The 25870-nt window shown below is 61.3% G+C and carries 22 protein-coding genes; 14 read left to right on the forward strand and 8 right to left on the reverse strand.

All coding sequences use genetic code 11. The features are described 5' to 3' along the window. Positions 1–115 precede the first annotated feature (115 nt). Genes bamA through lpxB form a run of 6 tightly spaced genes read left to right on the forward strand, consistent with a single transcriptional unit; the run spans position 116 to position 6967 of the window. Entirely contained in the window at positions 116–2560 is a 2445-nt protein-coding gene (gene bamA / locus AUL28_RS12970; RefSeq protein WP_058598377.1) for an outer membrane protein assembly factor BamA, read from the forward strand. Positions 2561–2582: 22 nt separating this feature from the next. Next, on the forward strand, positions 2583–3641 hold the full coding sequence (lpxD, locus tag AUL28_RS12975; protein ID WP_062233276.1) for a UDP-3-O-(3-hydroxymyristoyl)glucosamine N-acyltransferase: 1059 nt from the start codon (positions 2583–2585) through the stop codon (positions 3639–3641). Next, positions 3634–4101, forward strand: a complete 468-nt coding sequence (gene fabZ, locus AUL28_RS12980) for a 3-hydroxyacyl-ACP dehydratase FabZ (protein WP_058635417.1) — start codon at positions 3634–3636, stop codon at positions 4099–4101. Before lpxD ends, fabZ begins: the two co-directional genes overlap by 8 nt. A 3-nt stretch (positions 4102–4104) precedes the next feature. Continuing rightward, complete coding sequence (lpxA, locus tag AUL28_RS12985; protein WP_062233279.1) at positions 4105–4914, forward strand: acyl-ACP--UDP-N-acetylglucosamine O-acyltransferase; 810 nt, start codon at positions 4105–4107, stop codon at positions 4912–4914. After that, positions 4884–5795 carry an LpxI family protein gene (locus tag AUL28_RS12990; RefSeq protein ID WP_280137275.1) on the forward strand — a complete coding sequence of 304 codons (912 nt, stop codon included), beginning with the start codon at positions 4884–4886 and terminating at the stop codon, positions 5793–5795. Before lpxA ends, AUL28_RS12990 begins: the two co-directional genes overlap by 31 nt. Next, positions 5792–6967 (forward strand): lipid-A-disaccharide synthase, encoded by a 1176-nt coding sequence (gene lpxB, locus AUL28_RS12995; protein ID WP_062233282.1) that lies wholly within the window; start codon positions 5792–5794, stop codon positions 6965–6967. The genes AUL28_RS12990 and lpxB overlap by 4 nt, the downstream gene beginning before the upstream one ends. A gap of 29 nt (positions 6968–6996) precedes the next feature. Here lpxB and gltA read toward each other — a convergent pair whose 3' ends face one another. After that, positions 6997–8283 carry a citrate synthase gene (gltA, locus tag AUL28_RS13000; protein ID WP_058598373.1) on the reverse strand — a complete coding sequence of 429 codons (1287 nt, stop codon included), beginning with the start codon at positions 8281–8283 and terminating at the stop codon, positions 6997–6999. 285 nt (positions 8284–8568) lie between these two features. Then, the gene (gene gltX / locus AUL28_RS13005; RefSeq protein ID WP_062233285.1) at positions 8569–9993 is read right to left on the reverse strand and encodes a glutamate--tRNA ligase; all 1425 of its coding nucleotides are present in this window, start codon (positions 9991–9993) and stop codon (positions 8569–8571) included. Positions 9994–10233: 240 nt separating this feature from the next. Here gltX and AUL28_RS13010 point away from each other — a divergent pair, with 240 nt between their 5' ends. Beyond that, positions 10234–12399, forward strand: a complete 2166-nt coding sequence (locus tag AUL28_RS13010) for a ComEC/Rec2 family competence protein (protein ID WP_192843457.1) — start codon at positions 10234–10236, stop codon at positions 12397–12399. Here the strand turns inward: AUL28_RS13010 and lexA are convergent. The 6 genes from lexA to AUL28_RS13040 all read right to left on the reverse strand — a co-directional run bounded on the left by lexA (position 12380) and on the right by AUL28_RS13040 (position 18593). After that, positions 12380–13114 (reverse strand): transcriptional repressor LexA, encoded by a 735-nt coding sequence (gene lexA / locus AUL28_RS13015; protein WP_062220225.1) that lies wholly within the window; start codon positions 13112–13114, stop codon positions 12380–12382. The genes AUL28_RS13010 and lexA overlap by 20 nt on opposite strands. A gap of 71 nt (positions 13115–13185) precedes the next feature. Beyond that, positions 13186–14397 carry a molybdopterin molybdotransferase MoeA gene (locus tag AUL28_RS13020; protein ID WP_062233291.1) on the reverse strand — a complete coding sequence of 404 codons (1212 nt, stop codon included), beginning with the start codon at positions 14395–14397 and terminating at the stop codon, positions 13186–13188. Further along, positions 14394–14876, reverse strand: coding sequence for a cyclic pyranopterin monophosphate synthase MoaC (gene moaC / locus AUL28_RS13025; protein WP_062233294.1), 483 nt, complete (start codon positions 14874–14876; stop codon positions 14394–14396). The genes AUL28_RS13020 and moaC overlap by 4 nt, the downstream gene beginning before the upstream one ends. Further along, positions 14873–15682, reverse strand: a complete 810-nt coding sequence (gene trpC / locus AUL28_RS13030) for an indole-3-glycerol phosphate synthase TrpC (protein ID WP_062233297.1) — start codon at positions 15680–15682, stop codon at positions 14873–14875. The genes moaC and trpC overlap by 4 nt, the downstream gene beginning before the upstream one ends. Further along, entirely contained in the window at positions 15679–16710 is a 1032-nt protein-coding gene (gene trpD / locus AUL28_RS13035) for an anthranilate phosphoribosyltransferase (RefSeq protein WP_062233300.1), read from the reverse strand. Before trpD ends, trpC begins: the two co-directional genes overlap by 4 nt. Then, on the reverse strand, positions 16707–18593 hold the full coding sequence (locus AUL28_RS13040; protein ID WP_062233303.1) for a SurA N-terminal domain-containing protein: 1887 nt from the start codon (positions 18591–18593) through the stop codon (positions 16707–16709). The genes trpD and AUL28_RS13040 overlap by 4 nt, the downstream gene beginning before the upstream one ends. A 147-nt stretch (positions 18594–18740) precedes the next feature. Between AUL28_RS13040 and tpiA the strand changes: the two genes are divergently transcribed. From tpiA to pdhA, 7 genes are all read left to right on the forward strand, one after another. Continuing rightward, positions 18741–19520 (forward strand): triose-phosphate isomerase, encoded by a 780-nt coding sequence (gene tpiA, locus AUL28_RS13045; RefSeq protein WP_062233306.1) that lies wholly within the window; start codon positions 18741–18743, stop codon positions 19518–19520. A 77-nt stretch (positions 19521–19597) separates the two neighbouring features. Then, entirely contained in the window at positions 19598–20197 is a 600-nt protein-coding gene (gene secG / locus AUL28_RS23695; RefSeq protein WP_062233309.1) for a preprotein translocase subunit SecG, read from the forward strand. Between the two features lie 105 nt (positions 20198–20302). Next, positions 20303–21931 carry a CTP synthase gene (locus AUL28_RS13055; RefSeq protein WP_058598362.1) on the forward strand — a complete coding sequence of 543 codons (1629 nt, stop codon included), beginning with the start codon at positions 20303–20305 and terminating at the stop codon, positions 21929–21931. Positions 21932–21956: 25 nt separating this feature from the next. Then, entirely contained in the window at positions 21957–22790 is an 834-nt protein-coding gene (gene kdsA, locus AUL28_RS13060) for a 3-deoxy-8-phosphooctulonate synthase (protein WP_062233312.1), read from the forward strand. A 75-nt stretch (positions 22791–22865) separates the two neighbouring features. Then, positions 22866–24146 (forward strand): phosphopyruvate hydratase, encoded by a 1281-nt coding sequence (gene eno, locus AUL28_RS13065; protein ID WP_062233315.1) that lies wholly within the window; start codon positions 22866–22868, stop codon positions 24144–24146. A gap of 159 nt (positions 24147–24305) precedes the next feature. Then, positions 24306–24626 carry an FtsB family cell division protein gene (locus AUL28_RS13070; protein ID WP_058635284.1) on the forward strand — a complete coding sequence of 107 codons (321 nt, stop codon included), beginning with the start codon at positions 24306–24308 and terminating at the stop codon, positions 24624–24626. Positions 24627–24815: 189 nt separating this feature from the next. Next, positions 24816–25865 (forward strand): pyruvate dehydrogenase (acetyl-transferring) E1 component subunit alpha, encoded by a 1050-nt coding sequence (gene pdhA, locus AUL28_RS13075; protein WP_306302761.1) that lies wholly within the window; start codon positions 24816–24818, stop codon positions 25863–25865. The last annotated feature ends 5 nt before the right edge of the window (positions 25866–25870 follow it).

Raw genomic sequence — 25870 nt, forward strand, 5'->3', positions numbered from 1 at the left:
CATAAAGAGAATCGGATCAGTTTGGTTGAATGCGTCTGCAAAGCCGATACAAACACACGGCCTGCCGACGTATCGGTTTCGGCGTTGTCGGCGACATAAAAAGGGTACGAGGCCAATGGCGGCTGGTTCGAAGCTTCTGAGCGCACTGTCTGCAGCAGCTCTCTCGTCTACCGTGCTCACTGCGTCAGCCGTCACTATGGGGCTTGTGACCCTGTCTGAAGCTGAAGCGGCGACCGTGAATCGCATCGAAGTGCGTGGCAATCAGCGCGTCGATGCTGATACGGTCCGCAATCTGATCGACATAAAGCCTGGCCGAAATGCGAGCGACGCTGATGTCGATGCGGCCGTGACCAAGCTGTTCTCGACCGGCTTGTTCTCCGATGTGCGCGCCCGTCAGCAGGGCGGGGTGCTGATCGTCGATGTGTCCGAGAATCAGATTGTCGGCGACGTCATTTTCCAAGGCAACGACAAGATCAAGAACGAGCAGCTCGTCGCTACGGTACAGACTGCGACTCGCGCGCCCTACAACGCGGCAACGGCACAGGCCGATGTCGAAGCGATCAAGGCTGCCTATGTCCGGATCGGTCGGTCCGACGCGACGGTTTCCGTGCGCACGGCTCCAGCCGAGGGCAATCGCGTCAACGTTGTTTTTGACATCCAAGAAGGTGACCGCACGCGGATCGGCGGGATCAATTTCGTTGGGAACAACGCCTTCGGCGATTCCCGACTGAAGGAAGTCATCGCGCTTCGCGAATCTGGTCTCTTCAGCTTCCTTCAGCGCAACGATATCTACGCGGAAGATCGTCTGCGCGCCGACGAGGAGGCGCTGCGCCGCTTCTATTTCAACCGCGGTTTCGCGGATTTCCGGATCGTTTCATCGGTTGCCGAGCTGGAGCCGACGCAGAACAAGTACTTCATCACGATCACTGTGGATGAAGGTGAGCGCTACACTTACGGGACGGTGAATATCGACTCGACCGTTCCGGGTATCGACGCTCAGGCGCTTCAGTCTCAATTGAAGACCAAGCCGGGCGACACCTATAGCGCCGAGAAGGTCGAAGAAACGCTTGTCGATCTGACGAACGCCGTTGCCAATCAGGGCTACGCCTTCGCGCAGGTGACGCCGCGCGGCAATCGCGATTTCGCCAATAATACGATTTCGATCGACTACGTGATCGACCAAGGCCCGAGGGCCTATGTCGAGCGTATCGAAATTCGTGGCAACACGAAGACCCGCGACTACGTCATCCGTCGCGAGTTCGACGTGTCCGAAGGTGACGCGTTCAACCAGGTTCTCGTTCAGCGCGCCAAGAAGCGTTTGGAAGCTCTTCGTTTCTTCAAGACGGTCAACGTCTCCACGGCCCCGGGAAGCCAGCCGGATCGCGTAGTCCTGGTGGTTCAGGTCGACGAGCAGTCCACCGGTGAGTTCTCGGTCGGCGGTGGCTACACGACGAGCGGCGAGAATTCCGGTCCCGTCGCTGAAGTCGGCATCACCGAGCGCAACTTCCTCGGTCGCGGTCAGTTCGTGAAAGTGTCGGCCGGTTTCGGCGAGAACACGCGCAACTACAACCTCTCGTTCACCGAGCCCTATTTCTTGGGTCGCCGCCTCGCAGCCGGCTTCGATCTGTATCGCACCGAGAACTCGTCTTCGAGCGCCTACGACATCAAGCGGACGGGTGGAACGCTACGTATCGCCGCTCCGATCACGGAGAACCTCACGGCGCAGATTGCGTACAACTACAAGGAAGAGACATTCGGGGACAACAGGGGTCTGACGACGAACCCGTTCACCGGTTTCCCCTACGCCTTCGTCAATGGCCAGGCTCTCGCCAGCACGTGCGGCGATCCGACAATTGGTGGTCGTCTGCCGGGACTGAGCGCGCCTCTCTACACGCTCTCGCCGATCATCAACAAGGCGATCTGCGACAGCCCCTATTCGACCTCGTCGGTGTCCTACGCGCTGACCTACAATACGCTGGACAACCAGCGCGACCCGCGCAACGGCGTGTTCGCGCAGGTCGGGCAGGAAGTGGCGGGTCTCGGCGGCGATGCGCGGTTCATCCGTACGACGGGTCGCGCCTCCTACTTCAGCCTTCTCTCCGAAGAATATGATGTCATCGGTCAGTTGAGCGGTGGCGCGGGGAATGTCAGCGCCATCGGGGACGATCTGCGCGTCTTCGACAATTTCTTCAAGGGTCAGGACATCGTTCGCGGCTTCAAGTACCAGGGCATCGGTCCGCGTCAGAATGGCGTCGCGATTGGTGGTACGAATTATGCCAACGCCTCGGCGGAAATGACGTTCCCGCTGCCGCTGATCTCGCGCGACCTCGGCTTCCGTGGTGCGGCCTTTGCCGATGCCGGCTCTCTGTGGGGCCTCGACAATACGGACGGGCAGCTCGGAATTCAGGGCGAGGAATTCGCGCTGCGCGCATCGGCCGGTGTCGGTCTGATCTGGGCGTCGCCGTTCGGCCCTCTCCGCGTCAACTACGCGGTGCCGTTGGCCAAGGAGAACTACGACAAGGTGCAGGAATTCTCCTTCGGTTTCTCGTCGCGGTTCTAACGGCGAGGGTTTCGCGTCTCAAATGATTGAACGCTCCTTTTTCCAGCGCGGCGAGGGATATACCCTCGCCGCGCTGGCCTCTTTATGTGGCGGTGAACTCTTAAATAGCGCCATAGCCGATCGGCGTGTGACGGGCGTTGCGGCTTTGAAAGAGGCCGGACCCGACGACGTCGCGCTGTATGAGAATCCCAGCTACTCACCGGATCTCGCAGTCTCTCGCGCGGGTCTGATCGTTACGTCCAAGCGCCACGCCGCCTCTATTCCCGAGCATTTCCCGGTGTTGGTCGCCCGGCACCCGCAAACGGCGTTCGGTCAGATCGGGCGGTCTTTGTTTCCGACCGCGACGAAACCTGCATCACTCCTGACCGCTGGCGAGATCTCGTCCTTGGCGTCGGTTCATCCGTCGGCATTCCTCGAGCCTGGCGTGACCATCGAACCTTTCGCAATAGTCGGCGCGAGAGCTCACATTGGAACGGGAACGGTTCTGGCCTCGGGCGTGGTGATCGGCGAGGGCTGCCAGATCGGGCGGCATAGCTATATCGGTCCACATGTCTCCGTCCAGCACGCCCTGATCGGCAACTCCGTGGTCCTCCACCCTGGTGTGCGGATCGGCCAGGACGGCTTCGGTTATGTTCCGGGACCGGCCGGGCTTGAAAAGGTCGTACAGATCGGTCGGGTCATCATTCAGGATGGCGTCGAGATCGGTGCCAACACGACGATCGATCGTGGGGCCGTGCGTGATACGGTCATTGGTGAAAACACGAAAATCGACAATCTTGTGCAGATCGCACACAATGTCACAATTGGTCGAAACTGCGTGATCGTCGGCCAGGTCGGCGTCGCGGGAAGCGTGACGATCGGAAACGGCGTGGCTATCGGCGGCCAGTCCGGCATCAACGGCCATGTCACAATCGGCGATGGAGCCCAGATCGCAGCCGTCAGCGTGGTGGCAGGTGATGTGCCCGCCGGTGCGCGATGGGGCGGGACACCGGCACGGCCCGTGCGCGACTGGATTCGCGAAATGGCGCAGTTGAAGAAATTGGGAAAGACGGCTCGGAGAGATGAACGTGACGATGGGTGAGACGCCGGCTGCCTTGGAGAGCGCCGATATCCTCAAGCTGATGCAGCTTTTGCCGCATCGCTATCCGTTTCTCTTGGTGGACCGTATTGTTGAAATTGATGCCGATCGCCGAGCTGTCGGTATCAAGAACGTAACGGCGAACGAGCCGCATTTTCAGGGGCATTTCCCTCATTACCCCGTCATGCCAGGCGTTCTGATCATCGAGGGTATGGCGCAGACGGCCGGAGCCATTTGCCAGCTCGCGACGGGTGGAACGGCCAGCTCGATCGTTTATTTCATGACCATCGATAACGCCAAGTTCCGCAAGCCTGTGGTGCCTGGAGACCGTCTCGAATACCACGTCACGCAGTCGAAGAAGCGCGGAAATATCTGGAAATTCGATTGCGTCGCTCTGGTCGATGGCGCGAAGGTTGCCGAGGCGACCATCAGCGCCATGCTGGTGCCGGAAGGTTCGAACTAGACGATGGCACATGAGACGTTCATTCATCCGACGGCGGTTGTCGAAGATGGCGCAACCATCGGTGTCGGATGCTCGATCGGGCCGTTTTGCCATATCGGGCCGAATGTCGTTCTGGGTGCCGGTTCGACGCTGCGTTCCCATGTCGTGATCGCCGGGCATACGCAAATCGGTGATGGTGCGAAAATTTATCCTTTCGCTTCCATCGGGCATGACCCCCAACATTTGAAGTATCAGGGCGAGGAGACCCGGCTCATTATCGGCGCGAATTGCCTGATTCGCGAACATGTGACCTTGAATCCTGGCACGGTCCAAGGGCGCTCGGAAACGACGGTCGGAGACAATTGCGCATTCTTCACTGGCTCGCATGTCGCGCATGACTGCGTCGTTGGATCGAACGTGACGTTGATCAACCACGTCATGCTCGCGGGGCATTGCGTCGTGGGCGATTACGCGACCATCGCCGGCGGATCGGGAATCCATCAGTTCACGCGAGTGGGCCATCACGCCTATGTCGGCGGGCTGGCGGCCGTCGAGGGTGACGTCATTCCCTTCGGCATGGTTCTCGGCAACCGAGCCTATCTGTCGGGGCTGAATGTCATCGGCATGAAGCGGGCGGGGTTCGGTCGCGAGGCGATCCGAAACGTGCGAAAAGCCTACCGTATGCTGTTCTCGGACGATCTGACCTTCCGCGAAAACATGGAGGAGGTCGAGGCGGAATATCCCGACGACCCGTTGGTTCAGGATCTTCTTGGGTTCATCAAATCGGGGGGAGATCGGGCCTTGTGCTTTCCTCGGAGCACACGACCGGCTTGACCACAATCCGTGGCTTGCGCCCCAGCCAGCCTCTCGAGCGACTTGGAATAGTCGCCGGCGGCGGCATGCTTCCTCTGCTGATCGCGCAGGAGGCGAAGGATCTGGGTTGGCAGCCCTTCATTGTCGCCATAGCGGATGGACGCCAACGGAGCTGGGAGGGGTGGGATCACATTTCCCTGCCGTGGAGCCGCACGGGGGATGTGTTCGACCATCTTCGCCGAAGGAATGTGAGTAAGATTGTTTTCTCCGGCACAATCTCGGTTCGTCCGGATTATCGGTCGATGCTGCCAAGCTGGCCGACGCTCAAGATGCTACCCGAGCTCTTTCGGATGACCCAAGGCGGAGACGACAGTCTGCTCCGCGCCGTCGCGCAGGTTTTTGAACGACGCGGAGTGGAGGTGCTGAGCGTTCAGACCATCATGCCGGACCTCCTTCTTCCGCTCGGAAACTTGACCAATGTAGCGGTTGTGGCCAATCACGAAGCCGCCATCGGCCGGGCGGAAATCGCTGCCGTTCGTCTCGGCCTTCTGGATATCGGTCAGGCCGTCGTTGCCTCCCAAGACCGCATCATCGCTCTGGAGGGGATCGAAGGTACACGGGAGCTGCTGCTTCGCGTCGCGGATTTGCGAAGTCGAAAGCGGATCGGCCGTGGGGAGGCTTGCGTCCTGTTCAAAGCTTTCAAGCCACAGCAGGATATGCGCTTCGACCTCCCCAGTATCGGCGTCGAAACCATCGCTCAGGCCGAGGCGGCGGGCATTGCCGGCATCGCCATGACTGCCAAACGATCGCTGGTGATTGAGCCACAGAAGGTAGCGGACGCTGCTCAGGCCGCCGGCCTCTTCGTTCTGGGGGTGCAAGACGTGGAAGACGGTCGGCTATGAAGATAGCCTTCGTGCTCGGCGAGGAATCGGCTGACCGGATTGGAAGCGAGGTAGCGCGGGCTTTGCGCGTGCGATTGGGTCCATCGCTGCAACTCGTTGGGCTGGGCGGTAAAGCTCTGGAGAGGGAAGGTCTCGAAAGCCTTTTCGATGTCGAGGAACTGTCGATCATCGGCGTCGGTGCCATCCTGGCTCGCCTGCCGCGACTTCTATTCCGGCTTCGACAGACAGTCGAGTTCCTTGTGGCGGAGAAGCCGGATGCGATCATCACGATCGACAGCTTCACGTTTACCAATCGCGTCGCCCTCCGAGTTCGAAAGCGGTGGCCAGAGGCCACCATCGTCAACGTCGTGCCGCCGGCGATCTGGGCCTACAAGCCGGGCCGGGCGCAGGCCCTCGGCCAAGCCGTCGATCATGTTGCGAGCTTGTTTCCCTTCGAGCCTCATTATCTCGCCGAACACGGTGGTCCGCCGGCGACCTATGTCGGCCATCCGCTTCTCGATCATCCCGGCTTGGACGCGATTCTGGAGCGCGAACGCTTCTCAGGGATGCGCCCGCCCTCCGAGCCAGCGCATCTCCTGATCCTGCCAGGCTCGCGGCGCGGCGAGATCCATCGTCTGATGGATGATTTCGGGCGGACCTACACATTGCTCCATGAGCGGATGCCCGGTCTGCGCGCGAGTCTTCCGGTTGTGCCGCGGGTCAGAAATCTGATCGAGCAACGCCTCAAGACTTGGCCTGTTCGCCCCGAGCTTCTCGAGGGCAACGAGGCGAAATGGTCGGCTTTCGGGACAGCTGACGCGGCTTTGGCGGCCAGTGGCACCGTGTCGCTCGAACTCGCCCTAGCAGGGGTTCCGATGGTCCTGGCGTATAGGCTGGACCCCGTATCCTATCTGCTGCGCCATCTCGTCACCGGCTGGACGGCGGCATTACCGAATTTCTTAGCGGGCCACCCGCTGGTGCCCGAACATTTTCACGAATTCGTTCGTCCGGAAGCGCTCGCCCGACGGCTGGAACGGCTGATGAAGCCGACGCCCGAGCGGGCTGCACAACTCGAAGGGCTGAGGCAAATTCGCGAGGTGATGGGGGTCGAACATCCGCCCGCCCAGACGATCGCCGATCTCATCCTTCGCGAGATCGAAACCCGCAAGACAGGCAAAAAAACAGGCGCCTGAAGCGCCTGTTTCCATATTTGATACTTCGATCAGCGATCGCCGACCGAGAGGTAGTCGCGCTGGGGCGCACCCGTGTAGAGCTGACGTGGGCGGCCGATGCGCTGATGCGGGTCCTCGATCATTTCCTTCCACTGCGCGATCCAGCCGACCGTGCGCGCAACAGCGAACAGAACGGTGAACATCGTGGTCGGGAAGCCGAGCGCCTTCAGCGTGATGCCCGAATAGAAATCGACGTTCGGGTATAGCTTCTTCTCGATGAAATACTCGTCGTGCAACGCGATATGCTCGAGTTCCATGGCGACTTCGAGCAGCGGATCGTCCTTAATGCCGAGTTCGTTCAGAACTTCGTGGCACGTCTGCTGCATGATCTTGGCGCGCGGATCGTAATTCTTGTAGACCCGGTGACCGAAGCCCATGAGGCGGAACGGATCGTTCTTGTCCTTCGCGCGAGCGATGAACTCGGGAATTCGATCCTTGGAGCCGATCTCTGCCAGCATGTTGAGCGCGGCTTCGTTGGCGCCGCCGTGAGCGGGCCCCCAAAGGCAGGCGATGCCAGCTGCGATGCAGGCGAACGGATTGGCACCCGACGAGCCGGCAAGACGAACCGTCGAGGTCGATGCGTTCTGCTCGTGGTCGGCATGCAGAATGAAAATGCGGTCCATCGCTTTCGCAAGAACCGGGTTGATCTGATACGGCTCGCAGGGAACCGCGAAGCACATGTGAAGGAAGTTTTCCGCGTAGGACAGATCGTTGCGCGGATAAACGAACGGCTGGCCGATATGGTACTTGTAGGCCATGGCGGCGAGCGTCGGGGTCTTCGCGATCATGCGGATCGACGCGACCATCCGCTGATGCGGATCGGTGATGTCGGTGGAGTCGTGATAGAAAGCGGAGAGAGCGCCAACCGAACCGACCATGACGGCCATCGGATGCGCGTCGCGGCGGAAGCCCGTATAGAAGCGGGACATCTGCTCGTGCACCATGGTGTGGCGCGTCACGTGGTAGACGAAGTCGGCTCGCTCGCTCGCGGTCGGCAGTTCGCCGTAGAGGAGGAGATAGCAAGTCTCCAGGAAGTCACCGCGTTCCGCGAGCTGATCGATCGGATAGCCGCGATGCAGAAGCACGCCTTCGTCACCATCGATATAGGTGATCTTCGACTCGCAGGACGCCGTCGAAGTGAAGCCCGGATCGTAAGTGAACAGGCCCGTGTTCTTATAGAGGGACGCGATGTCGACCACATCGGGTCCGATGGTTCCTGATCGGAGCGTCAGCTCCGCGCTCTTGTCTCCAAGGGCCAGTTTCGCCGATTGATTCATGCGTTACCCCTTCTGCACGAGCTCAGGCGCCCATGGCCGCTCCTGCGGCGAACGCCAGCTTCGTGCGAATGCGTATCGGAAAGGTGGTTAAGGAACAAGTTTCTGGAGGAAAGCATTTTTGCGCCGCAACACCCGCTCCAGCTCGACGTCGAACGTCCACGCCTTCGAAGAGGCCTCGCGAAGACGAACGATTCAGTTCGCCCTCGCGTCAAAAGCGGTTTGAAAGAGGAGCTTCGGCGTTCATCTCTTTCGAAGGCAGGCCTTTAGCGCCCTGTTGTAGTCGCCTTACGCCGACACCTGGTCCTGAAGTCGTCCGAGCGTTTCCTCACGCCCGAGGACGGCCAGGACGTCATACACGCCCGGGGATGTGGAACGGCCCGTGAGGGCGGCGCGAAGGGGCTGGGCGATCTTTCCAAGTTTCAGTCCCGACGATTCGGCAAATCCCTTGATCGCGACTTCCAAGGGGGCGGCGGACCAGTCGGTCACCTCATTCAAGACAGGCAAGAGATCACGCAGAATGTCGCGTCCGCCATTGGCAAGAATGTCGGCTGCCTTCTCATCCAGCGAAAGCGGGCGCTGGGCAAAGAGATAGGCCGAACTTTCGGTCAGCTCCACCAGCGTCTTGGCTCGCTCCTTCAGCCCGGCCATGGCCGCGCCGAGCCGCGCGCGAACGGTCGCATCGTCCTGCTGACGCAGAATATCGCCATTCGGCAGATGGTCGCGTTCCACCATCAGTGTCTCGACGAGATCATCGTCCGACGAGCCGCGAATCCAATGGCCGTTGATCGCATCCAGCTTGGCGAAATCAAAGCGAGCGGCGCCCTTGTTGATGTCGGCCGTATCGAACCACGAGATCATGTTCTCGATCGACATCACCTCATCGTCGCCATGGCTCCAGCCGAGGCGCACGAGATAATTGAGAAGTGCTTTCGGCAGGTAGCCCATCCCGCGATAGGCATCGACACCCAAAGCGCCGTGCCGCTTCGAGAGCTTGGCGCCGTCCGCACCATGAATGAGCGGAATATGCGCCATGATGGGCACGTCCCAGCCCATCGCCTGATAGATCAGGGTCTGACGTCCGGCATTCGTCAGGTGATCGTCGCCGCGAATGATATGCGTCACGCCCATGTCGTGATCGTCCACGACGACGGCGTGCATATAGGTGGGGGTGCCATCCGAGCGGAGCAGGATGAAATCATCCAAATCCTTGTTCGGAAAACGAACGTCTCCCTGAACCACATCGCGAACCAAGGTCTCGCCGTCTTGCGGCGCCTTGATGCGGATCACCGGAGCAACGCCGGCGGGGGCCTCCGAGGGGTCGCGGTCGCGCCAGCGGCCATCGTAGCGCGGCGGGCGCTTTTCGGCTTTCGCCTTCTCGCGCATTTCATCGAGCTCGGCGGGGGAAGCGTAACAATAATAAGCCTTGCCAGCGGCGACCAGTTCTTCCGCCACCTCGCGATGCCGGGCAGCGCGAGCAAACTGCGACACAGGCTCACCATCGGCTTTCAGGCCGAGCCAGTCGAGACCTTCGATGATCGCCTGAACCGCCGCGTCCGTTGAGCGCTCGCGGTCCGTATCCTCGATCCGCAGCAGCATCGTGCCACCCATGCGCCGGGCATAGAGCCAGTTGAACAGGGCCGTTCTCGCGCCGCCGATGTGAAGGAAGCCTGTCGGCGAGGGGGCGAAACGTGTCACCACGCGGTCGGTCATTCGTCTGCCTTTGAGAGCGGGGCGCGACTCGCCGCAGGCCCCGGTTGGGATGCGCCTGTCCGGACAGACCGGGCTGCGCTTTCGTTCTCCGGTGTGTAACATACGCCTAGAAGGACTCAAGGCGGAGCGCCCGTGCCGGCTTCAACGCCTGATGCACCGATGCCATCGACATCGGATCTGCGGATCGACAAGCCGGGTGGGCGCTCCGAGCAGAGATGGGGGCGCAGCCGCAATTCTTTGTTGCGCCTGAAAGCCTGGCTGGCCGATCAAATCCAGATCGAGCAAGAGCAGCGCTCGTCTTTCGCGTTCCTTCCGATCGGGACCATGCTGGCGATCGGTTTGATCTATGGATGCGGCTGGCGCCCCTTTGTCTGGCTCGCGCCCGCCCTTCTTGCGCTGTGCTGGCTTGCTTCGAGGGTCTTCGAGGCTAAGCCTTTCATGCGGTCGCTGCTTCTCCTGCCTCTTGGCTTCGGTTTGGGGCTGGGTGCGGGATGGGTGGAACTGACCACGACACAAACGGTCATGTTGTCTGGGAATGCCACGACACGCATTATCGGCGTAGTGACTCTGCGGGAACAGAACGATCGCGGGCGCTATCGATACACGATCGATGTCGAGCGAACGGAGCGGCCGACCCTTTCGCGTCCGCCGCAACGCGTTCGCGTTCTCGTATCGAGCCGACACGAGCCCTTGCCCATCGGAGCCCGCTACGCCGGGCTGGTGCGGCTAAGTCCGCCAGCAGGGCCAGCCTTTCCCGGCGCTTATGATTTTGCCTTCACGCCGTTTTTCGATGGTACGAGCGCGTTCGGCTATTCCTTGGGCCCTCCCAAGGTCTCCGAAGAGGAGGAGGCGGTACCCAGCGGCCTGATGGGCCAAGTCGCAAGCCTTCGTCTTGCGATCGGCGAACGCATCCGCGCCGTGTTGCCAGACGAACGGGGAGCCGTCGCGGCGGCCTTGATCAATGGCGAACGGGCCGGCATCCCCAAGGACGTCGAAGACGCGCTCCGTGCGACGGGTCTTGCCCATGTCCTCTCGATTTCCGGGTTCCACATGGCACTGGTCGCGGGCATGACCATGGTCGTTGTGCGAGGCGCGGCTGCCGCTTTTCCGGCCATCGCCCTTCGATGGCAGACGAGGAAGATCGGCGCGGTCCTGGCCTTGGGGGTCACCGGCTTCTACTTCCTATTGGCCGGGGACAATGCCGCCACCGAACGCTCCTTCATCATGATCGCCATCATGCTGGGCGCGGTTCTGGTGGATCGGCCTGCACTGACAATCCGCAACGTCGGTATGGCAGCGATGGCGGTGATGCTGATCTCTCCGCACGCCCTAATGACCGCTACATTTCAAATGTCTTTCGCAGCAACCGCCGCTCTCGTGGGTGCATACGGCGCATACTCTCGCTGGTCGAACCAGTCCGACGGTAAGGCAAGCGATCACGCTCGCTTTCGAACACTCGCGCTTTTGCTTCTCGGCGCGTTTCTGTCATCCCTGATCGCGGGTGCGGCGACCGCACCCTATGCGGTCTATCATTTTCAGCGAGCCGCTCCATTCGGCCTCGTGGCCAATGTTCTGGCGACGCCGATCTTTTCGTTCTGGATCATGCCGCTCGCTCTGGCTTCGGTCTGCCTGATGCCCTTTGGTTGGGAAAGCATGGCGCTGCATCCCATCGGTTGGGGGCTGGACGTCGTATTCTGGCTGGCGAAAGGCCTGGCTGAAGAATTACCGGACTACGCCGTGGGCCAGATCGGCCTCGCAAGCCTTCTCAGCCTCACTATGGCTTTGCTCGTCCTGTCGTTTTGCCAGAGCGCGATGCGCTGGCTCTTCGTTTTGCCATTGACGCTCGGCTGGGTGTTGATCCCACCGACCAATCGACCCGAGCTTCTGATTGCGGAGGATGCTCGGGATATCGCGGTGATCGGCCAGGATGGATCGACCATTGATCTGCGCAAGCGGCCCAATCGCTTCATCCACGATCAATGGCAACGCGCATTTCAACTTCGATTGCCACCGTCTCGTACCCCTCGGAAGCAGTTCGAATGTTCAGGCGATATCTGCCGCGCGACATCGCGGTCAGGCCTCCGCATCGCATGGAGCGACAAACTGGAACGTATGGGAGAGCTTTGCGACAGTGCCGACATCGCCGTGATGGCGCGAGCGCCCCGCATGACGTCGTGCCGTTCCGGCGCGAAGCTCGTCACGCTTCGCACTCTCCGGCAGACCGGCGCTCTTTTGCTTCCCTCCGCAAACGGAGCGCAATGGACCCTTCAACCCTCGATCGCTCGGCCCTTCAACGAATGGAACGTGCATCGATCGGCCCCATGGCCGGAAAGCGAAAGGCGAAACCAGCGCTCCGAACCCGGGCAGGTCGGGTTACCTCATCGTTCTAGTGATAGCGCCGAATGAGCCCGACAAGACGCCCTTGAACCTTGACCCGGCCCGCTTCCAAAACACGCGTCTCATAGGCAGGATTGGCGGCTTCCAATTCCACGACGGAGCCTCGCCGACGAAAGCGCTTGAGCGTCGCCTCTTCGTCGTCGATCAGAGCCACGACGATCTCGCCCGCTGTCGCCGTCTCAGAACGCTGGATCAGAACCGTGTCTCCGTCCAGAATGCCCGCATCGACCATCGAATCGCCTTTGACGTCCAAGGCGTAGTGTTCACCGGAGCCGAACATCTCGACCGGGAGGGCGATGGACCGGCTGTTTTGTTGGATCGCAGAAATGGGAACGCCTGCAGCAATGCGTCCCATGACCGGTACGGGCATCGAATCATTGGCCGGTTCCGCTCTCGCCAGGACCGGCTCGATTCCGGCACGCTTCGGAAGAGGGATCACTTGCCGCGAGATCGACGCTTCCGACGCCGTCGGTACCGCCAAACCGCCGTTCGAATCCTTGCCACTCAGGGAGTCCGGCAGGCGCAGGACTTCCAAAGCCCGAGCCCGATTGGGGAGACGCCGGATAAAGCCCCGTTCCTCCAAGGCGGTGATGAGACGATGGATTCCCGATTTGGATTTCAGATCCAGGGCCTCCTTCATCTCGTCGAAGGAGGGAGGAATTCCGACCGATTGCAAACGGTCATGAATGAAAAGAAGCAATTCATGCTGCTTGCGGGTCAACATCGCGCGAATCCGGACAAAACAAAACCTGAACAAACCCTATCTGTTCTGTTTGTGTTCTGCAAGGAACTCCATCACGTCAATCGAACGAACTCGCAGGTTTCTCCCGGCTGGGCGGCGGCGGCATGAGGGGGACGAACCAAAAGGGCATCGGCGGTCGCGAAGACACTCAGAAGCGAGGAGTCCTGCCGAGCAAGCGGCATGAGGACCGTTCGTCCGTCGTCGTCTTGTTGGATCGTTGCGCGCATGAAGTCCGCCCGATGGTCATTCTCGAAAACGGCCGCACCGAGTGTTCCGGTTTCGTATCGGACGCGAGACGGGCGCCCGGCGAGACGTTCCACGAGCGGCCGGAGAAACAATTCCGCCGTTACGAGGCTCGACGCCGGGTTGCCGGGCAGGCCCAGGAATCGCATCCCCTCATGGCGACCTGCCATCAGGGGTTTTCCCGGTCGCATGGCGACCTTCCAGAAATCCAGTTCGACACCGCACTCCCGCAGGACCGGCGCAACAAGATCATGATCACCGACCGAAGCTCCGCCGATGGTCACGAAAACGTCGATTCCCTCGGCTCTGGCATTCTCGAAAACCTGTCGCAAGGCCGCTCGATCGTCGGGGACGATGCCATAGGAGATGGCGTCGCCACCCGCCGCGTCCACGATGGCCGCGATACCGAAACCGTTTGACGCGACGATCTGCGAGGGACCAGGGCGCGTGCCGGGCCAGACCAGTTCGCTGCCCGTCATGACGATCGCGATCCGGGGGCGAGCGCGAACGGGCACAAAATCGTATCCGGCGCTTGCCGCGAGAGCGATGGAAGCAGGGCGCAAAACGACCCCATCCGCTAGAACGGGCTTACCTGCTTGGAAGTCATTGCCGGCAGGGCGGATATGGCGTCCCGGCTGCACAGGCTCCAGCACGATGACAGTCGAAGGGTCGGGACGTTCTGTGTTTTCCTGGATTACGACGGCATCTGCCCCTGCGGGTACAGGAGCACCGGTAAAGATCCGTACGGCCTGATTTGCCGAGACCGTCCCCTCGAAGGCTGCGCCGGCAGCCGCTTCGCCAATAACGCGAAGTTCCGTTGCCGCAGAGCGCAGATCGTCGGCACGAACGGCGTATCCATCCATGGCGGAGGCATCGAAGGCCGGTTGCGTCAGCCGAGCCACGAGATCGCCCGCCAGACGCCGACCGGCCAGAGCGTCGAGCCCGACCTGCTCGATACGCCGAACGGGTTCGGCGTCCGTCAGCAACCTCGCCAAAGCCTCTTCGACTGGAAGGAGGCTCACTCGGCGCTCCACGCACCCGATCGGCCGCCGGCTTTTTCCAACAACCGGATAGCGCTGATGGTCATGCTGCGATCCACCGCCTTCGCCATATCGTAGATCGTGAGGCAAGCCACCGAAACGGCTGTCAACGCCTCCATCTCGATTCCGGTCTTGCCACTCACGCGGCAAGTCGCGGTGACGCGAATGCCGGGAAGAGCCGGTTCGAACTCCAGTTCGACCGACACCTTCTCCAACATCAGGGGATGGCAGAGAGGGATCAGATCATGGGTCTTCTTCGCGCCCATGATTCCGGCGATACGCGCGATCGCCGTGACATCGCCCTTCTTGAGGCTGCCTTCTCGAATCAGATCGAGCGTTTCGGCCTTCATCAGCACGAGCCCTTCGGCGCGAGCCGTTCGGATCGTTTCGGCCTTCTCGCCGACATCCACCATATGGGCGGAGCCATCGGCGGCGAGATGCGTCAGGGATGGTTCGCTCATGCGCTATGAGAATCTCCGCCAAACAGCAACCTGCGCGTCGCCGCCTCGACATCGTCGTGCCGCATCAGGCTCTCGCCCACGAGGAAGGTCCGAATGCCGGACGCGGCCAGCCGAACGCAGTCCTCATGACCATTGATCGCGCTTTCACCGACGACGATCCGGTCAGCGGGAACGATGCGCGCCAGTCGCTCGCTCGTCCCGATATCGGTTTCGAAGGTCCGCAGATTGCGATTGTTGACGCCAAACAGCGACGATCGGAGCTTGAGCGCCCGTTCGGCCTCCGTCTCGTCATGCACTTCCAGCAACACATCGAGACCGAGTTCGATCGCGGCGCACTCCAGTTCGTTGGCCAGCGCATCGTCCACGGCAGCGAGAATGATCAGAATAGCGTCCGCTCCCCAGGCGCGAGCCTGCGCCACCTGATAGGTATCGAACAGAAAGTCCTTGCGAAGCGCGGGCAGGGCGGTCGCACCTCGTGCCGCCGTCAGATATTCTGGGGCACCTTGAAAGGACGGAGCGTCGGTCAAAACACTGAGACACGCGGCGCCCGCGCGCTCATACGCCTGCGCGATCGATACCGGCTCGAAATCAGGTCGGATGAGCCCTTTGGAGGGGCTCGCCTTTTTCACTTCCGCGATCAGCGCGAACTGACCGAGCGAATGCTTGCGCCGCAGCGCATCGGCAAAGCCCCGAGTCGGCGGCAGGTCACGAATGACGCTTTCAAGAGCGGACAGGGACATCACGCGCTTCGCGTCAGCGATCTCTTCGCGCTTGTAGGTTTCGATCCTTTTGAGAATGTCGGTCACGACGGTCTTCTCCCGATCTCTTGTGAGGTTGTCACGAGCCGGGCCAGCGCTTCAGCCGCTCGCCCTTCGGCGAGTGAGGCTTTCGCCATTGCGACCCCCTGGTCCAGACTTGACGCCTTATCGGCGACGACCAGAGCACCGGCAGCATTGAGCAGCACGATGTCCCGATAGGCGCTGGGCTCGTTGGCCAGAACACGGCGAAGCGCTTCGGCATTATGTGCCGCATCGCCGCCGATGAGGTCCGAGGTGGGATGGAGCGCGAGCCCCGCGTCTTCGGGCGTCAGTTCCCATTCGCGGATCGAGCCATGTTCCAAACTGGCGACATGCGTGCGACCGCAAACCGTCATCTCATCCAGACCCTCCCCGTGGACGACCCAGGCTTTCTCGGCCCCCAACGCGTTCAAGGCCTCCGCAAGGGGGCGAACCCATTCACGGGAATAGACCCCCAACAGGAGCCTTTTGACGCCGGCCGGATTCGCCAAAGGACCGAGCAGGTTGAAGATCGTGCGGGTTCCGAGTTCCACGCGGCTGGGGCCCACAAAGCGCATAGCCGCATGATGCGTGGGCGCGAACATGAAGCCTAAGCCGGCGGTGGAAATGACCTCTCCGATCTGATCCGGAGAGAGATCGACATTGACACCCAGCGCCGCCAGCACATCCGCCGAACCCGACCTGGAGGACAGCGCCCGGTTGCCATGCTTGGCGACCGTCAGGCCGCAACCTGCAACGACGAAGGCCGCGCAGGTCGAGACATTGTAGGTTCCCGCGTGATCGCCGCCCGTCCCCACGATGTCGATCGCATCGCCAGGGGCCTCCACCGGGAGCATGTTGGCACGCATGACGTCCACCGCGCCGGCGATCTCGTCCACGACCTCGCCACGCACCCGCAGCGCCATTAGGAACCCACCGATCTGCGAGGGCGTCGCTTCTCCCGACATCAGGATCGAGAAGGCCTCCCGCGCTTCCGCCCGGTTGAGCGCCTCACCGGCTGCGACCTTGGTCAGAAGCGGCTTCATTCCTGCGCTCATCGAACGCTCGCCTTCGCCTGCTGAATCACGGCTTGATTATAGGTCACATCTACCCCGCTCTGGAGCGAGACGATGTAGCTCTGTTCGAGATCGCCCCGAAGCGCTTGGCTCAATCCGGTCTTCGTGGTCTGCGCGACGGAGGCCGCGGGGTCAGCCGGCGGCGCCACTTCGGACACCTGGAGAACCAGAACTTGCCCGGAATCCTTCGCAGGTGTGGAGGCAACGAACCCTTGCGGCCCGGAGAAGGCTGCGCGCATCCCCGCTTCGCCCAGAACGGGCAGGGCGGACTGCCGCGTCACGGCCGAGGCCGTCTGAAGAGACAGTCCCTCGACTTCCGCCATGTCGCCGAAGGACTGGCCCTTGCGAACACGCTCGGCCAGAGACTGGCCGCGATCGACCGCCATCTGGACCGCCTCGTCCTGCTTCCAGTCCGCTGTTACGCGGGCGCGAACTTCATCCAGCGGACGCTCCCGCGAAGGGATGACTTCGCCTGGTGCCAGGAAAACGTAGCTGTTTCCATCGAAATTGACCGGCGGAATATCGTTGCCTTCGTCACCCGTGAAGACAGCACCCAAGACTTGCTGGGAGCCAGGGATCGTGTCGAGCTTCGTGCCGTCCTGCCTCACCCCTTCCCGCGATACGGGCGGCACCGACACCACCTTCAAGCCCGCCTGTTCGGCGGCCTCAGCGAGCGGAGCCCCACTTTGCAGGGCATCCGACATCGTGTTGTAGGCGCTTGTGATACGCGCATTGGTCGCATCGCGGGCGAGACTCTGGCGGATGTCCGCTCTGACATCATCCAGCGGACGCACGACCTCCGGCTCGACCGCAGTGACGTTCAGAATCACGGGTCCGAACGGACCCTCCACGACCCCGGTCGGGACACCCACCTGAGCGCCGAAGGCGGCATCCGCGAGCGTCGCGTTCCCAAGAGCCGCACGACCGATCGTTCCGAGATCGGCCACTTCGCGCCCTGCCTGCTTGGCGGCATCGGCTAGGGAACGGCCGGATGCGATGGCTTGCGCGGCGGCGTCGGCAGTTGCGCGGTCCGGGAAAACGACCTGCTGAACGGCGCGGCGCTCGGGCGTCGTGAACTGGGCGCGGTTGGCCTTGTAGTAGCGCGCGATCTCCTCGTCCGTGACCTTGTCCGTCTCGGCCATGGTGGCCGGCGTCAGAGCCACATAGGAGAACCCTCGATATTCGGGCGCGCGATACGTGTCCTGATGCTCGGTGTAATAGGTGCTGAGATCATCGTCCGATGGATCGGACATGCTGTCAGCGGGCTGGGGCTGGAGAACCGCATATTGAACGGTGCGCCGCTCTCCATTGTAGATCCCCAAGGCATCGACAAAGGCGTTGGGGATCACGACGTCGTCCGCCACGGCACCGAGCAATTGCCCTCGCACCGCCGAGCGCCTGAGATCCGTGAGATAAGCTGCTTCGCTGAGACCGGCATTTGCCAACACCGCCCGCATGGTGTCACGCGAAAAGCGGCCGCTTGCGTCTTGAAAGGCTTTCTCGCGCTGAACCAGCGTGATCAATCCCTCATCGGAAACGGCGATGCCATCATGCTCGGCTTTTAGATCGACCAACGCGCCGGCTCGCAATTGCGCCAGAACGGTCTGGTCCACGCCGAACATTTCGGCTTGTTCGGACGTCGGGCGACGCTGCAGCTGCTGTGCGAGGCGATTGAGCCCCTGCTGATAGGCCTGCTGGTATTCCGCCACCGAAACCCGGATGTCACCGGCTTGCAGAACGGTCGAACCCGAGCCGTGGGACCGCAGCCCATCCGCGATACCCCACACCACGAAGCTGAAGGCGAGGCCACCCAGCAAAAGTTTGGCGACCCAACCCGAGGCACCGCGACGCATCTGGTTCAGCATTCGCTGCGAACTCCCGATCTTCCTAGTCTCATCGATGTCCCGAATAGGCATTCCGAACGGAGAAGAAAAGTCGATCCTGCCGAAGCGCCGGTTTGATTTTCCCGATCTCGGCCGATAGCTGTCGAAATGGGATGGAGAAAATTCACAATGAGACGGGAGGAGAACAACTTGGCTCGCAAGATTTTGATCGCGGGAAACTGGAAGATGAATGGCTTGTCGAGCCAGCTCGAAGAAGTCCGGAAGATTTCCGAAGGCTGCAGCGCCACCGTGGGGGAGGTCGATATTCTGGTGTGTCCGCCGGCAACGCTCCTGCGAACCGTTCGAGACGCAGCCCATTCCGATCTTCTGGTCGGCGCGCAAAATTGTCATGCCAAGGAAAAGGGTGCTCATACTGGCGACATCTCGGCCGAGATGCTGCGCGACGCCGGTGCGTCGCATGTGATCGTCGGCCATTCGGAACGCCGTGTCGATCATAGCGAATGCTGCGCGACCGTTCGAAGCAAGTTGGAGGCCGCGCACCGCGCGGGGCTGGTCGCCATTGTCTGTATTGGCGAAACGCTGGAGGAACGCGAAGCGGGAGAAGCGCTGAGCGTCCTTGAGCGCCAGCTCGAAAATTCGCTTCATGACGACGTCACCGCCGAGAACACCATCATTGCCTACGAGCCGATCTGGGCGATCGGGACCGGCAAGACCGCATCGGCCGGAGATGTCGCAGAGGTCCACTCGCATCTGCGTCGTCGCTTGGTGGAGCGGTTCGGCCAGGAGATCGGAACCAGCCTGCGACTTCTCTATGGCGGCTCGGTTCAGCCCACCAACGCGGCATCGCTTCTGTCCGTCGAAGATGTGGATGGGGCGCTTGTGGGTGGTGCCAGCTTGAAAGCGCAGGATTTTCTTGCCATCTGCGAGGCGGCCCGCAACTGCCGATAGGCGTTGCGGAATAGGGTTGGAATATATGGGGGCGTCCTATAGAAGGCGCCCAACTCCTGAACGATTGCGCGAAGCCCATGCAGACTGTCTTGATCGTCATTCATCTCTTGATCGTCCTCGCGCTCGTGGTGGTCGTTCTTCTTCAACGCTCCGAAGGCGGCGCGCTCGGAATGGGCGGCGGTGGCGGCGGCTTGATGACGGCACGCGGTGCCGCCAACATGCTGACGCGCACCACGGCCATCCTGGCGACACTGTTTTTCATCACATCCATGGCGCTCGCCATCATGGCTCGCTACGGAAGTGATCCGCTGGATATTCTGAACCGCGTGCCGGCCGGCCAGACGGCGCCCGGCGCTGCACCCGCGGCAAATGGCTCGCTTCTAGATCAGCTGGGCGGCCTTCCGGATCAGACCAACAACAGCAACTCGGGCGTCCCCACCGGAGGCTCGGCTGCGGGATCGACCTCACCAGCGGCAACGCCTGCAGCCGTTCCGCAGAATAGCGGTGGCGTGCCGACAGGCGCAGGCTCGGCGCCTGTCCAGCAAATTCCGGCCAATCCGGCGCCGCAGGCCCCGAATGCAAGCTCCCAGCCTACCGTTCCGCCGGTCGAGGCTCCGTCTCCGGTCGCCACAGACGGCGCGGCTTCGGGCGGCACCTCCAACGCGCCGGCTCAGTAAGCTCGCTCGCTCAATCAAATCGTTGGGGCGCTTCGGCGCCCCATTTCGTTTCAGGCCAATTTTTCGACTGGCCGAATCCTCATCGAAAGCGTATCGGGAAGGCCCATGGCGCGATATATCTTCATCACCGGCGGCGTGGTTTCCTCTTTGGGAAAGGGCATTGCTTCGGCAGCCCTCGGCGCACTTCTGCAAGCACGCGGCTATCGCGTGCGCCTTCGCAAGCTCGACCCCTACCTAAATGTCGATCCGGGCACGATGAGTCCGACGCAGCACGGCGAGGTCTTCGTGACCGACGACGGCGCGGAAACGGATCTGGACCTTGGTCACTACGAGCGCTTCACAGGTCGCTCGGCGAACCGGATGGACAATGTCACCACCGGTCGAATCTATCAGGAACTGATCGCCAAGGAACGTCGCGGAGACTTTCTCGGCGCGACGGTGCAGGTGATCCCGCATGTAACCGATGCCATCAAGGCCTTTGTGGTCGAAGGCAACGAAGACTACGATTTCGTTCTCTGCGAGATTGGCGGAACGGCTGGCGATATCGAAGCCATGCCCTTCATGGAAGCCATCCGTCAGCTCGGCAACGATCTGCCTCGAGGCGGCGCGGTCTACGTGCATCTGACCTTGATGCCGTATATTCCGACAGCCGGCGAGTTGAAGACCAAGCCGACGCAGCATTCGGTCAAGGAGCTTCGCTCCATCGGCATCCAGCCAGACATTTTGCTCGTGCGCGCCGATCGGCCTATCCCGCGCGAAGAGCGGCGCAAGATGAGCCTGTTCTGCAATGTGCGCGAAAGCGCGGTGATTCAGGCACTCGACGTCGCCACCATCTACGATGTGCCCATCGCCTACCACCAGGAAGGCCTCGACACCGAGGTGCTTGCTGCTTTCGGCATCGACCCAGCACCGAAGCCTAAGCTCGACCGCTGGCATCAGGTTGTCGAAGGCATCGCCCATCCCGAGGGCGAGGTGACGATCGCCGTGGTCGGCAAATATACCGGCCTGAAGGATGCCTATAAGTCGCTGATCGAAGCCTTGCAGCATGGCGGCATCGCCAACAAGGTTCGCGTCAAGCTCGATTGGATCGAGTCGGAGGTTTTCGAAAAGGAAGACCCGACGCCGTACCTCGAGCGGGTCAGCGGTATTCTCGTGCCAGGTGGTTTTGGCGAGCGCGGATCGGAGGGCAAGATCCTCGCCGCCAAGTTCGCCCGCGAGCACAATGTGCCTTACTTCGGCATCTGCTTCGGTATGCAGATGGCGGTGATCGAGGCCGCTCGATCCCTGGCTGGGATCGAAGACGCGGCCTCGACGGAGTTCGGCCCGACGAACGAACCCGTCGTCGGCATCATGACCGAATGGATGAAGGGCAACGAACTCGAGCAGCGGGCCGTCGAGGGTGATCTCGGTGGGACGATGCGTCTCGGCGCCTACAAAGCCTGCTTCGCGCCAGATTCGCGCATTGCGCAAATCTACGGCGACACGCTTGCCGAGGAGCGTCATCGTCACCGCTATGAGGTGAATCGGACCTATCGGGCTCGGCTGGAGGAGGCCGGTCTTCGCTTCGCCGGCATGTCACCGGATGGTCTCCTGCCGGAAACCGTCGAGCTCCCGAATCACCCGTGGTTCATCGGTGTCCAGTATCATCCCGAACTGAAATCCCGCCCGTTCGAGCCGCACCCGCTTTTCGCCTCGTTCATCGGCGCAGCGGTGGAACGCTCCCGCCTCGTTTGAGCCTGCTAGAAAGACCGATGCCGCGATGATCAGCCCCCATGCTTCCGTCAATCTTCGCGGCGTCACCTTCGCCCAGGATCGACCCTTCGCCCTGATCGCTGGCCCTTGCCAGATGGAAAGCCGCGATCACGCCATGATGATCGCGGAGCGCATGAAGCGCATTACGGCAGATCTCGGGATCGGCTATGTCTTCAAGGCCAGCTTCGACAAAGCCAATCGAACCAGCTTGTCCGGGCGTCGTGGCATCGGGCTCAGCGGCGCGCTGCCGGTGTTCGATGAGGTCCAACGGACCTTCGATATTCCAGTTCTCACCGACGTGCACACGGAAGAACAGTGCGCTGTGGCTGGGGAAGTCTGCGACGTTCTGCAAATCCCAGCTTTCCTCTGCCGCCAGACGGACCTTCTGATCGCCGCAGCCCGCACGGGTCGCATTGTGAATATCAAGAAAGGTCAGTTTCTGGCGCCGTGGGACATGCGCAATGTTGCTGCCAAGGTTCTCGAAAGCGGCAACCCGAATATTCTTTTGACCGAGCGCGGCGCGTCCTTCGGCTACAACACGCTGGTGTCCGATTTCCGTGCCCTGCCGATCATGGCCGAGATCGGTGCGCCCGTGGTGTTCGACGCGACGCATTCGGTGCAGCAGCCGGGCGGGCAGGGCGGCTCATCGGGAGGCGAGCGCCAGTTCGTGGAAACCCTGGCCAAAGCCGCCGTTGCGGTGGGCGTCTCCGGTCTTTTCATCGAAACCCACGAAGACCCGGATTCCGCGCCGTCAGACGGCCCGAACATGGTTCGTCTCGATGACATGCCGGAACTGCTACGCCGCCTGAAGGCGCTCGACGCAGCGGCCAAAGCCTTTTGAACTGTCTCTGGCGTCCCAGGGCCAATCCAGCCTACAAGGCGCCGACCCCAGCCCCAGTCGAATGAGGGAACGAGCATGACGGCGATTATCGATATCATCGCACGGGAAATTCTGGACAGCCGGGGCAACCCGACCGTCGAGGTCGATGTGGTGCTGGAAGACGGCTCCATGGGGCGCGCTGCGGTTCCCTCCGGTGCCTCCACGGGCGCGCACGAAGCCGTGGAGCTTCGCGATGGTGACGACCGTTATGGCGGCAAGGGCGTTCAGCAGGCAGTTCAAGCCGTGAACAACGATCTGCTCGAAGCCTTGGTCGGCTTCGAGGCCGAGAACCAGATTCGCATCGATTCCGTCATGCGCTCACTCGATGGCACGGCCAACAAGAGCCGCCTGGGCGCTAACGCCATTCTGGGTGTTTCGCTGGCGGTCGCGAAGGCTGCCGCCGAGTCCGCTGGTCTTCCTCTGTATCGCTATGTCGGCGGCGCGAGCGCCAGCGTCCTGCCGGTGCCAATGATGAACATCATCAATGGCGGCGCCCATGCCGACAACCCGATCGACTTCCAAGAATTCATGATCATGCCGGTCGGCGCGGAAAGCTTCCGCGAAGGCTTGCGCATGGGCGCTGAAATCTTTCACACGCTGAAGAAGGCGCTGAAAGACGCTGGCCACAATACCAATGTCGGTGACGAAGGTGGCTTCGCCCCCAATCTGGCATCGGCGAAGGATGGTCTCGATTTCGTCGTCCGTTCGATCGAGAAGGCAGGCTATCGTCCGGGTGAGGACGTCTTCTTGGCGCTTGATTGCGCTTCGACCGAGTTCTTCAAGGGTGGCGTCTACGATCTCGAAGGCGAGAAGCGCAAGCTCTCGGCTGACGAGATGGCGGCCTACCTCGCCGAGCTGGCTGCCGCTTACCCGATCATCTCGATCGAAGACGGCATGGCCGAGGACGATTGGGCCGGATGGAAAAGCCTGACCGATCGCATCGGCAATAAGGTGCAGCTGGTCGGCGACGATCTGTTCGTCACCAATTCGACTCGTCTGCGTGAGGGCATCGAGAAGGGCGTCGCCAACTCGATTCTCGTGAAGGTCAATCAGATCGGCACGCTCAGCGAAACCCTGGATGCCGTCAATGTGGCGCATCGTGCCGGTTATACGGCCGTGATGTCGCACCGCTCCGGGGAAACCGAAGACTCGACCATCGCGGATCTCGCAGTTGCGACGAACTGCGGTCAGATCAAGACCGGCTCGCTCGCTCGCTCCGATCGGCTCGCCAAGTACAACCAGCTCCTGCGCATTGAGGAAGAACTGGGCGATCAGGCAATCTATGCCGGCCGCAGCATTCTGCGTACGCGCGGCTGAGTTTCGCGCACATCGCTCAATCGATAGAAAGGCCCGCCTCCGATGGCGGGCCTTTTTCATATCAAACGTTCAGAGCACGCCGATACGTGAGGGAAAGGCTTTGTCAGCCTTAACACCGCCTTAAGCTCATACTGGCTATCCTCGAAAGAGGAGAAGCTCATGCGCACGAAGCAAAAACGCAAGTCCTGGTTCACACCGCTCATCGTCCCGGCGATCACACTGCCGTGCCTCGCCTATTTCGCGATGCAGTCTCAGACCGGTCGCTATGGATTGGAGGCGGGGCAGGAAATGCAGGGAGAATTGGCGGCAAAGACGAAGATCTATGACGATCTCGTCCACTCGCGCAAAGCCCTGGAACAGCGCGTGAAACTTCTGAGTGACGGAACGTTAGAACGCGATATGATCGACGAGCGGGCACGCCGTTCGTTGAACATGTCCAACGAAGACGAGATTACGATTCTCGAACGCTGGAAGAGTTAACCCTCTTCGCGTTAATATCTGCTGCATTGCAGCATTTAATCTTATTCGAGTTAAGTTGGTTCGGTCTCTTGCTCCGATAGGGCGCATCGCTATACTGCGCGCGATCGGTCCGCTCCTGCGGGCGTCGAGGACGAGGAATCACGAATGGCAACCGGTAAGCAGAAGGCCGCCTCAGTCGACGTGGCCGAAATGGACGCACAGTCCTCTGCCGAAATCGTCAAGACGCTCGAAAGTTTCGAGCCTCCGGCCCCCTTGGACTTTTCGCGCGAAGACGACCTTCGCGCCTATCGGGACATGCTCCTGATCCGTCGCTTCGAAGAAAAGGCCGGCCAGCTTTACGGCATGGGTCTCATCGGCGGCTTCTGTCACCTTTACATCGGCCAGGAGGCCGTGGTCATCGGCATGCAGATGTCGATGAAAGAGGGTGATCAGGTCATCACCGGTTACCGCGATCATGGCCATATGTTGGCCACGGGCATGGAATCGCGCGGCGTCATGGCCGAGCTTACGGGTCGCCGTTCCGGCTACTCGAAGGGCAAGGGCGGCTCCATGCACATGTTCTCGAAGGAGAAGCATTTCTACGGCGGCCATGGCATCGTCGGCGCGCAGGTGTCTCTGGGAACAGGTCTCGCCTTCGCCAACCGCTATCGCGGCAACGACTCCGTCTCCATCACCTATTTCGGCGATGGCGCTGCCAATCAGGGGCAGGTCTACGAGAGCTTCAACATGGCCTCGCTGTGGAAGCTGCCGGTGATCTACATCATCGAGAACAATCGTTACGCGATGGGCACGTCGGTCAATCGCGCGTCGGCCGAAACGAACTTTGCTCATCGCGGCATTTCGTTCAAGATTCCGGGCATCCAGGTGGATGGCATGGACGTGCGCGCGGTCAAGGCCGCAGCGGATCTCGCCATGGAGCATTGCCGTTCGGGCAAGGGTCCGATCATTCTCGAAATGCTGACCTATCGCTATCGCGGCCATTCGATGTCGGACCCCGCGAAGTATCGCACGCGCGATGAAGTTCAGAAGATGCGCGCCGAGCGCGATCCGATCGAGCAGGTTCGCCAGCGTCTTCTGGAAGCGCACAATGCGAGCGAAGATGAGCTGAAGGCGATCGATAAGGACGTTCGCGACATCGTGGCGGACGCGGCGGATTTCGCACAGAACGATCCCGAGCCCGATGTGTCGGAACTCTGGACCGATATTTACGCCGACGAAATTCCGCAGGCCGCGAAGTAAGAGGG

The sequence above is a fragment of the Aureimonas sp. N4 genome, from assembly GCF_001463925.1.
Lineage (GTDB): Bacteria > Pseudomonadota > Alphaproteobacteria > Rhizobiales > Rhizobiaceae > Aureimonas > Aureimonas ureilytica_A.

Bases quoted from the DNA above. Each gene is read 5' to 3' on its own strand.
- bamA (WP_058598377.1), top strand. From the start codon at position 116: ATGGCGGCTGGTTCGAAGCTTCTGAGCGCACTGTCTGCAGCAGCTCTC.
- lpxD (WP_062233276.1), top strand. From the start codon at position 2,583: ATGATTGAACGCTCCTTTTTCCAGCGCGGCGAGGGATATACCCTCGCC.
- fabZ (WP_058635417.1), top strand. From the start codon at position 3,634: ATGGGTGAGACGCCGGCTGCCTTGGAGAGCGCCGATATCCTCAAGCTG.
- lpxA (WP_062233279.1), top strand. From the start codon at position 4,105: ATGGCACATGAGACGTTCATTCATCCGACGGCGGTTGTCGAAGATGGC.
- lpxB (WP_062233282.1), top strand. From the start codon at position 5,792: ATGAAGATAGCCTTCGTGCTCGGCGAGGAATCGGCTGACCGGATTGGA.
- gltA (WP_058598373.1), bottom strand. From the start codon at position 8,283: ATGAATCAATCGGCGAAACTGGCCCTTGGAGACAAGAGCGCGGAGCTG.
- gltX (WP_062233285.1), bottom strand. From the start codon at position 9,993: ATGACCGACCGCGTGGTGACACGTTTCGCCCCCTCGCCGACAGGCTTC.
- lexA (WP_062220225.1), bottom strand. From the start codon at position 13,114: ATGTTGACCCGCAAGCAGCATGAATTGCTTCTTTTCATTCATGACCGT.
- moaC (WP_062233294.1), bottom strand. From the start codon at position 14,876: ATGAGCGAACCATCCCTGACGCATCTCGCCGCCGATGGCTCCGCCCAT.
- trpD (WP_062233300.1), bottom strand. From the start codon at position 16,710: ATGAGCGCAGGAATGAAGCCGCTTCTGACCAAGGTCGCAGCCGGTGAG.
- AUL28_RS13040 (WP_062233303.1), bottom strand. From the start codon at position 18,593: ATGCTGAACCAGATGCGTCGCGGTGCCTCGGGTTGGGTCGCCAAACTT.
- tpiA (WP_062233306.1), top strand. From the start codon at position 18,741: ATGAGACGGGAGGAGAACAACTTGGCTCGCAAGATTTTGATCGCGGGA.
- secG (WP_062233309.1), top strand. From the start codon at position 19,598: ATGCAGACTGTCTTGATCGTCATTCATCTCTTGATCGTCCTCGCGCTC.
- AUL28_RS13055 (WP_058598362.1), top strand. From the start codon at position 20,303: ATGGCGCGATATATCTTCATCACCGGCGGCGTGGTTTCCTCTTTGGGA.
- kdsA (WP_062233312.1), top strand. From the start codon at position 21,957: ATGATCAGCCCCCATGCTTCCGTCAATCTTCGCGGCGTCACCTTCGCC.
- eno (WP_062233315.1), top strand. From the start codon at position 22,866: ATGACGGCGATTATCGATATCATCGCACGGGAAATTCTGGACAGCCGG.
- AUL28_RS13070 (WP_058635284.1), top strand. From the start codon at position 24,306: ATGCGCACGAAGCAAAAACGCAAGTCCTGGTTCACACCGCTCATCGTC.
- pdhA (WP_306302761.1), top strand. From the start codon at position 24,816: ATGGACGCACAGTCCTCTGCCGAAATCGTCAAGACGCTCGAAAGTTTC.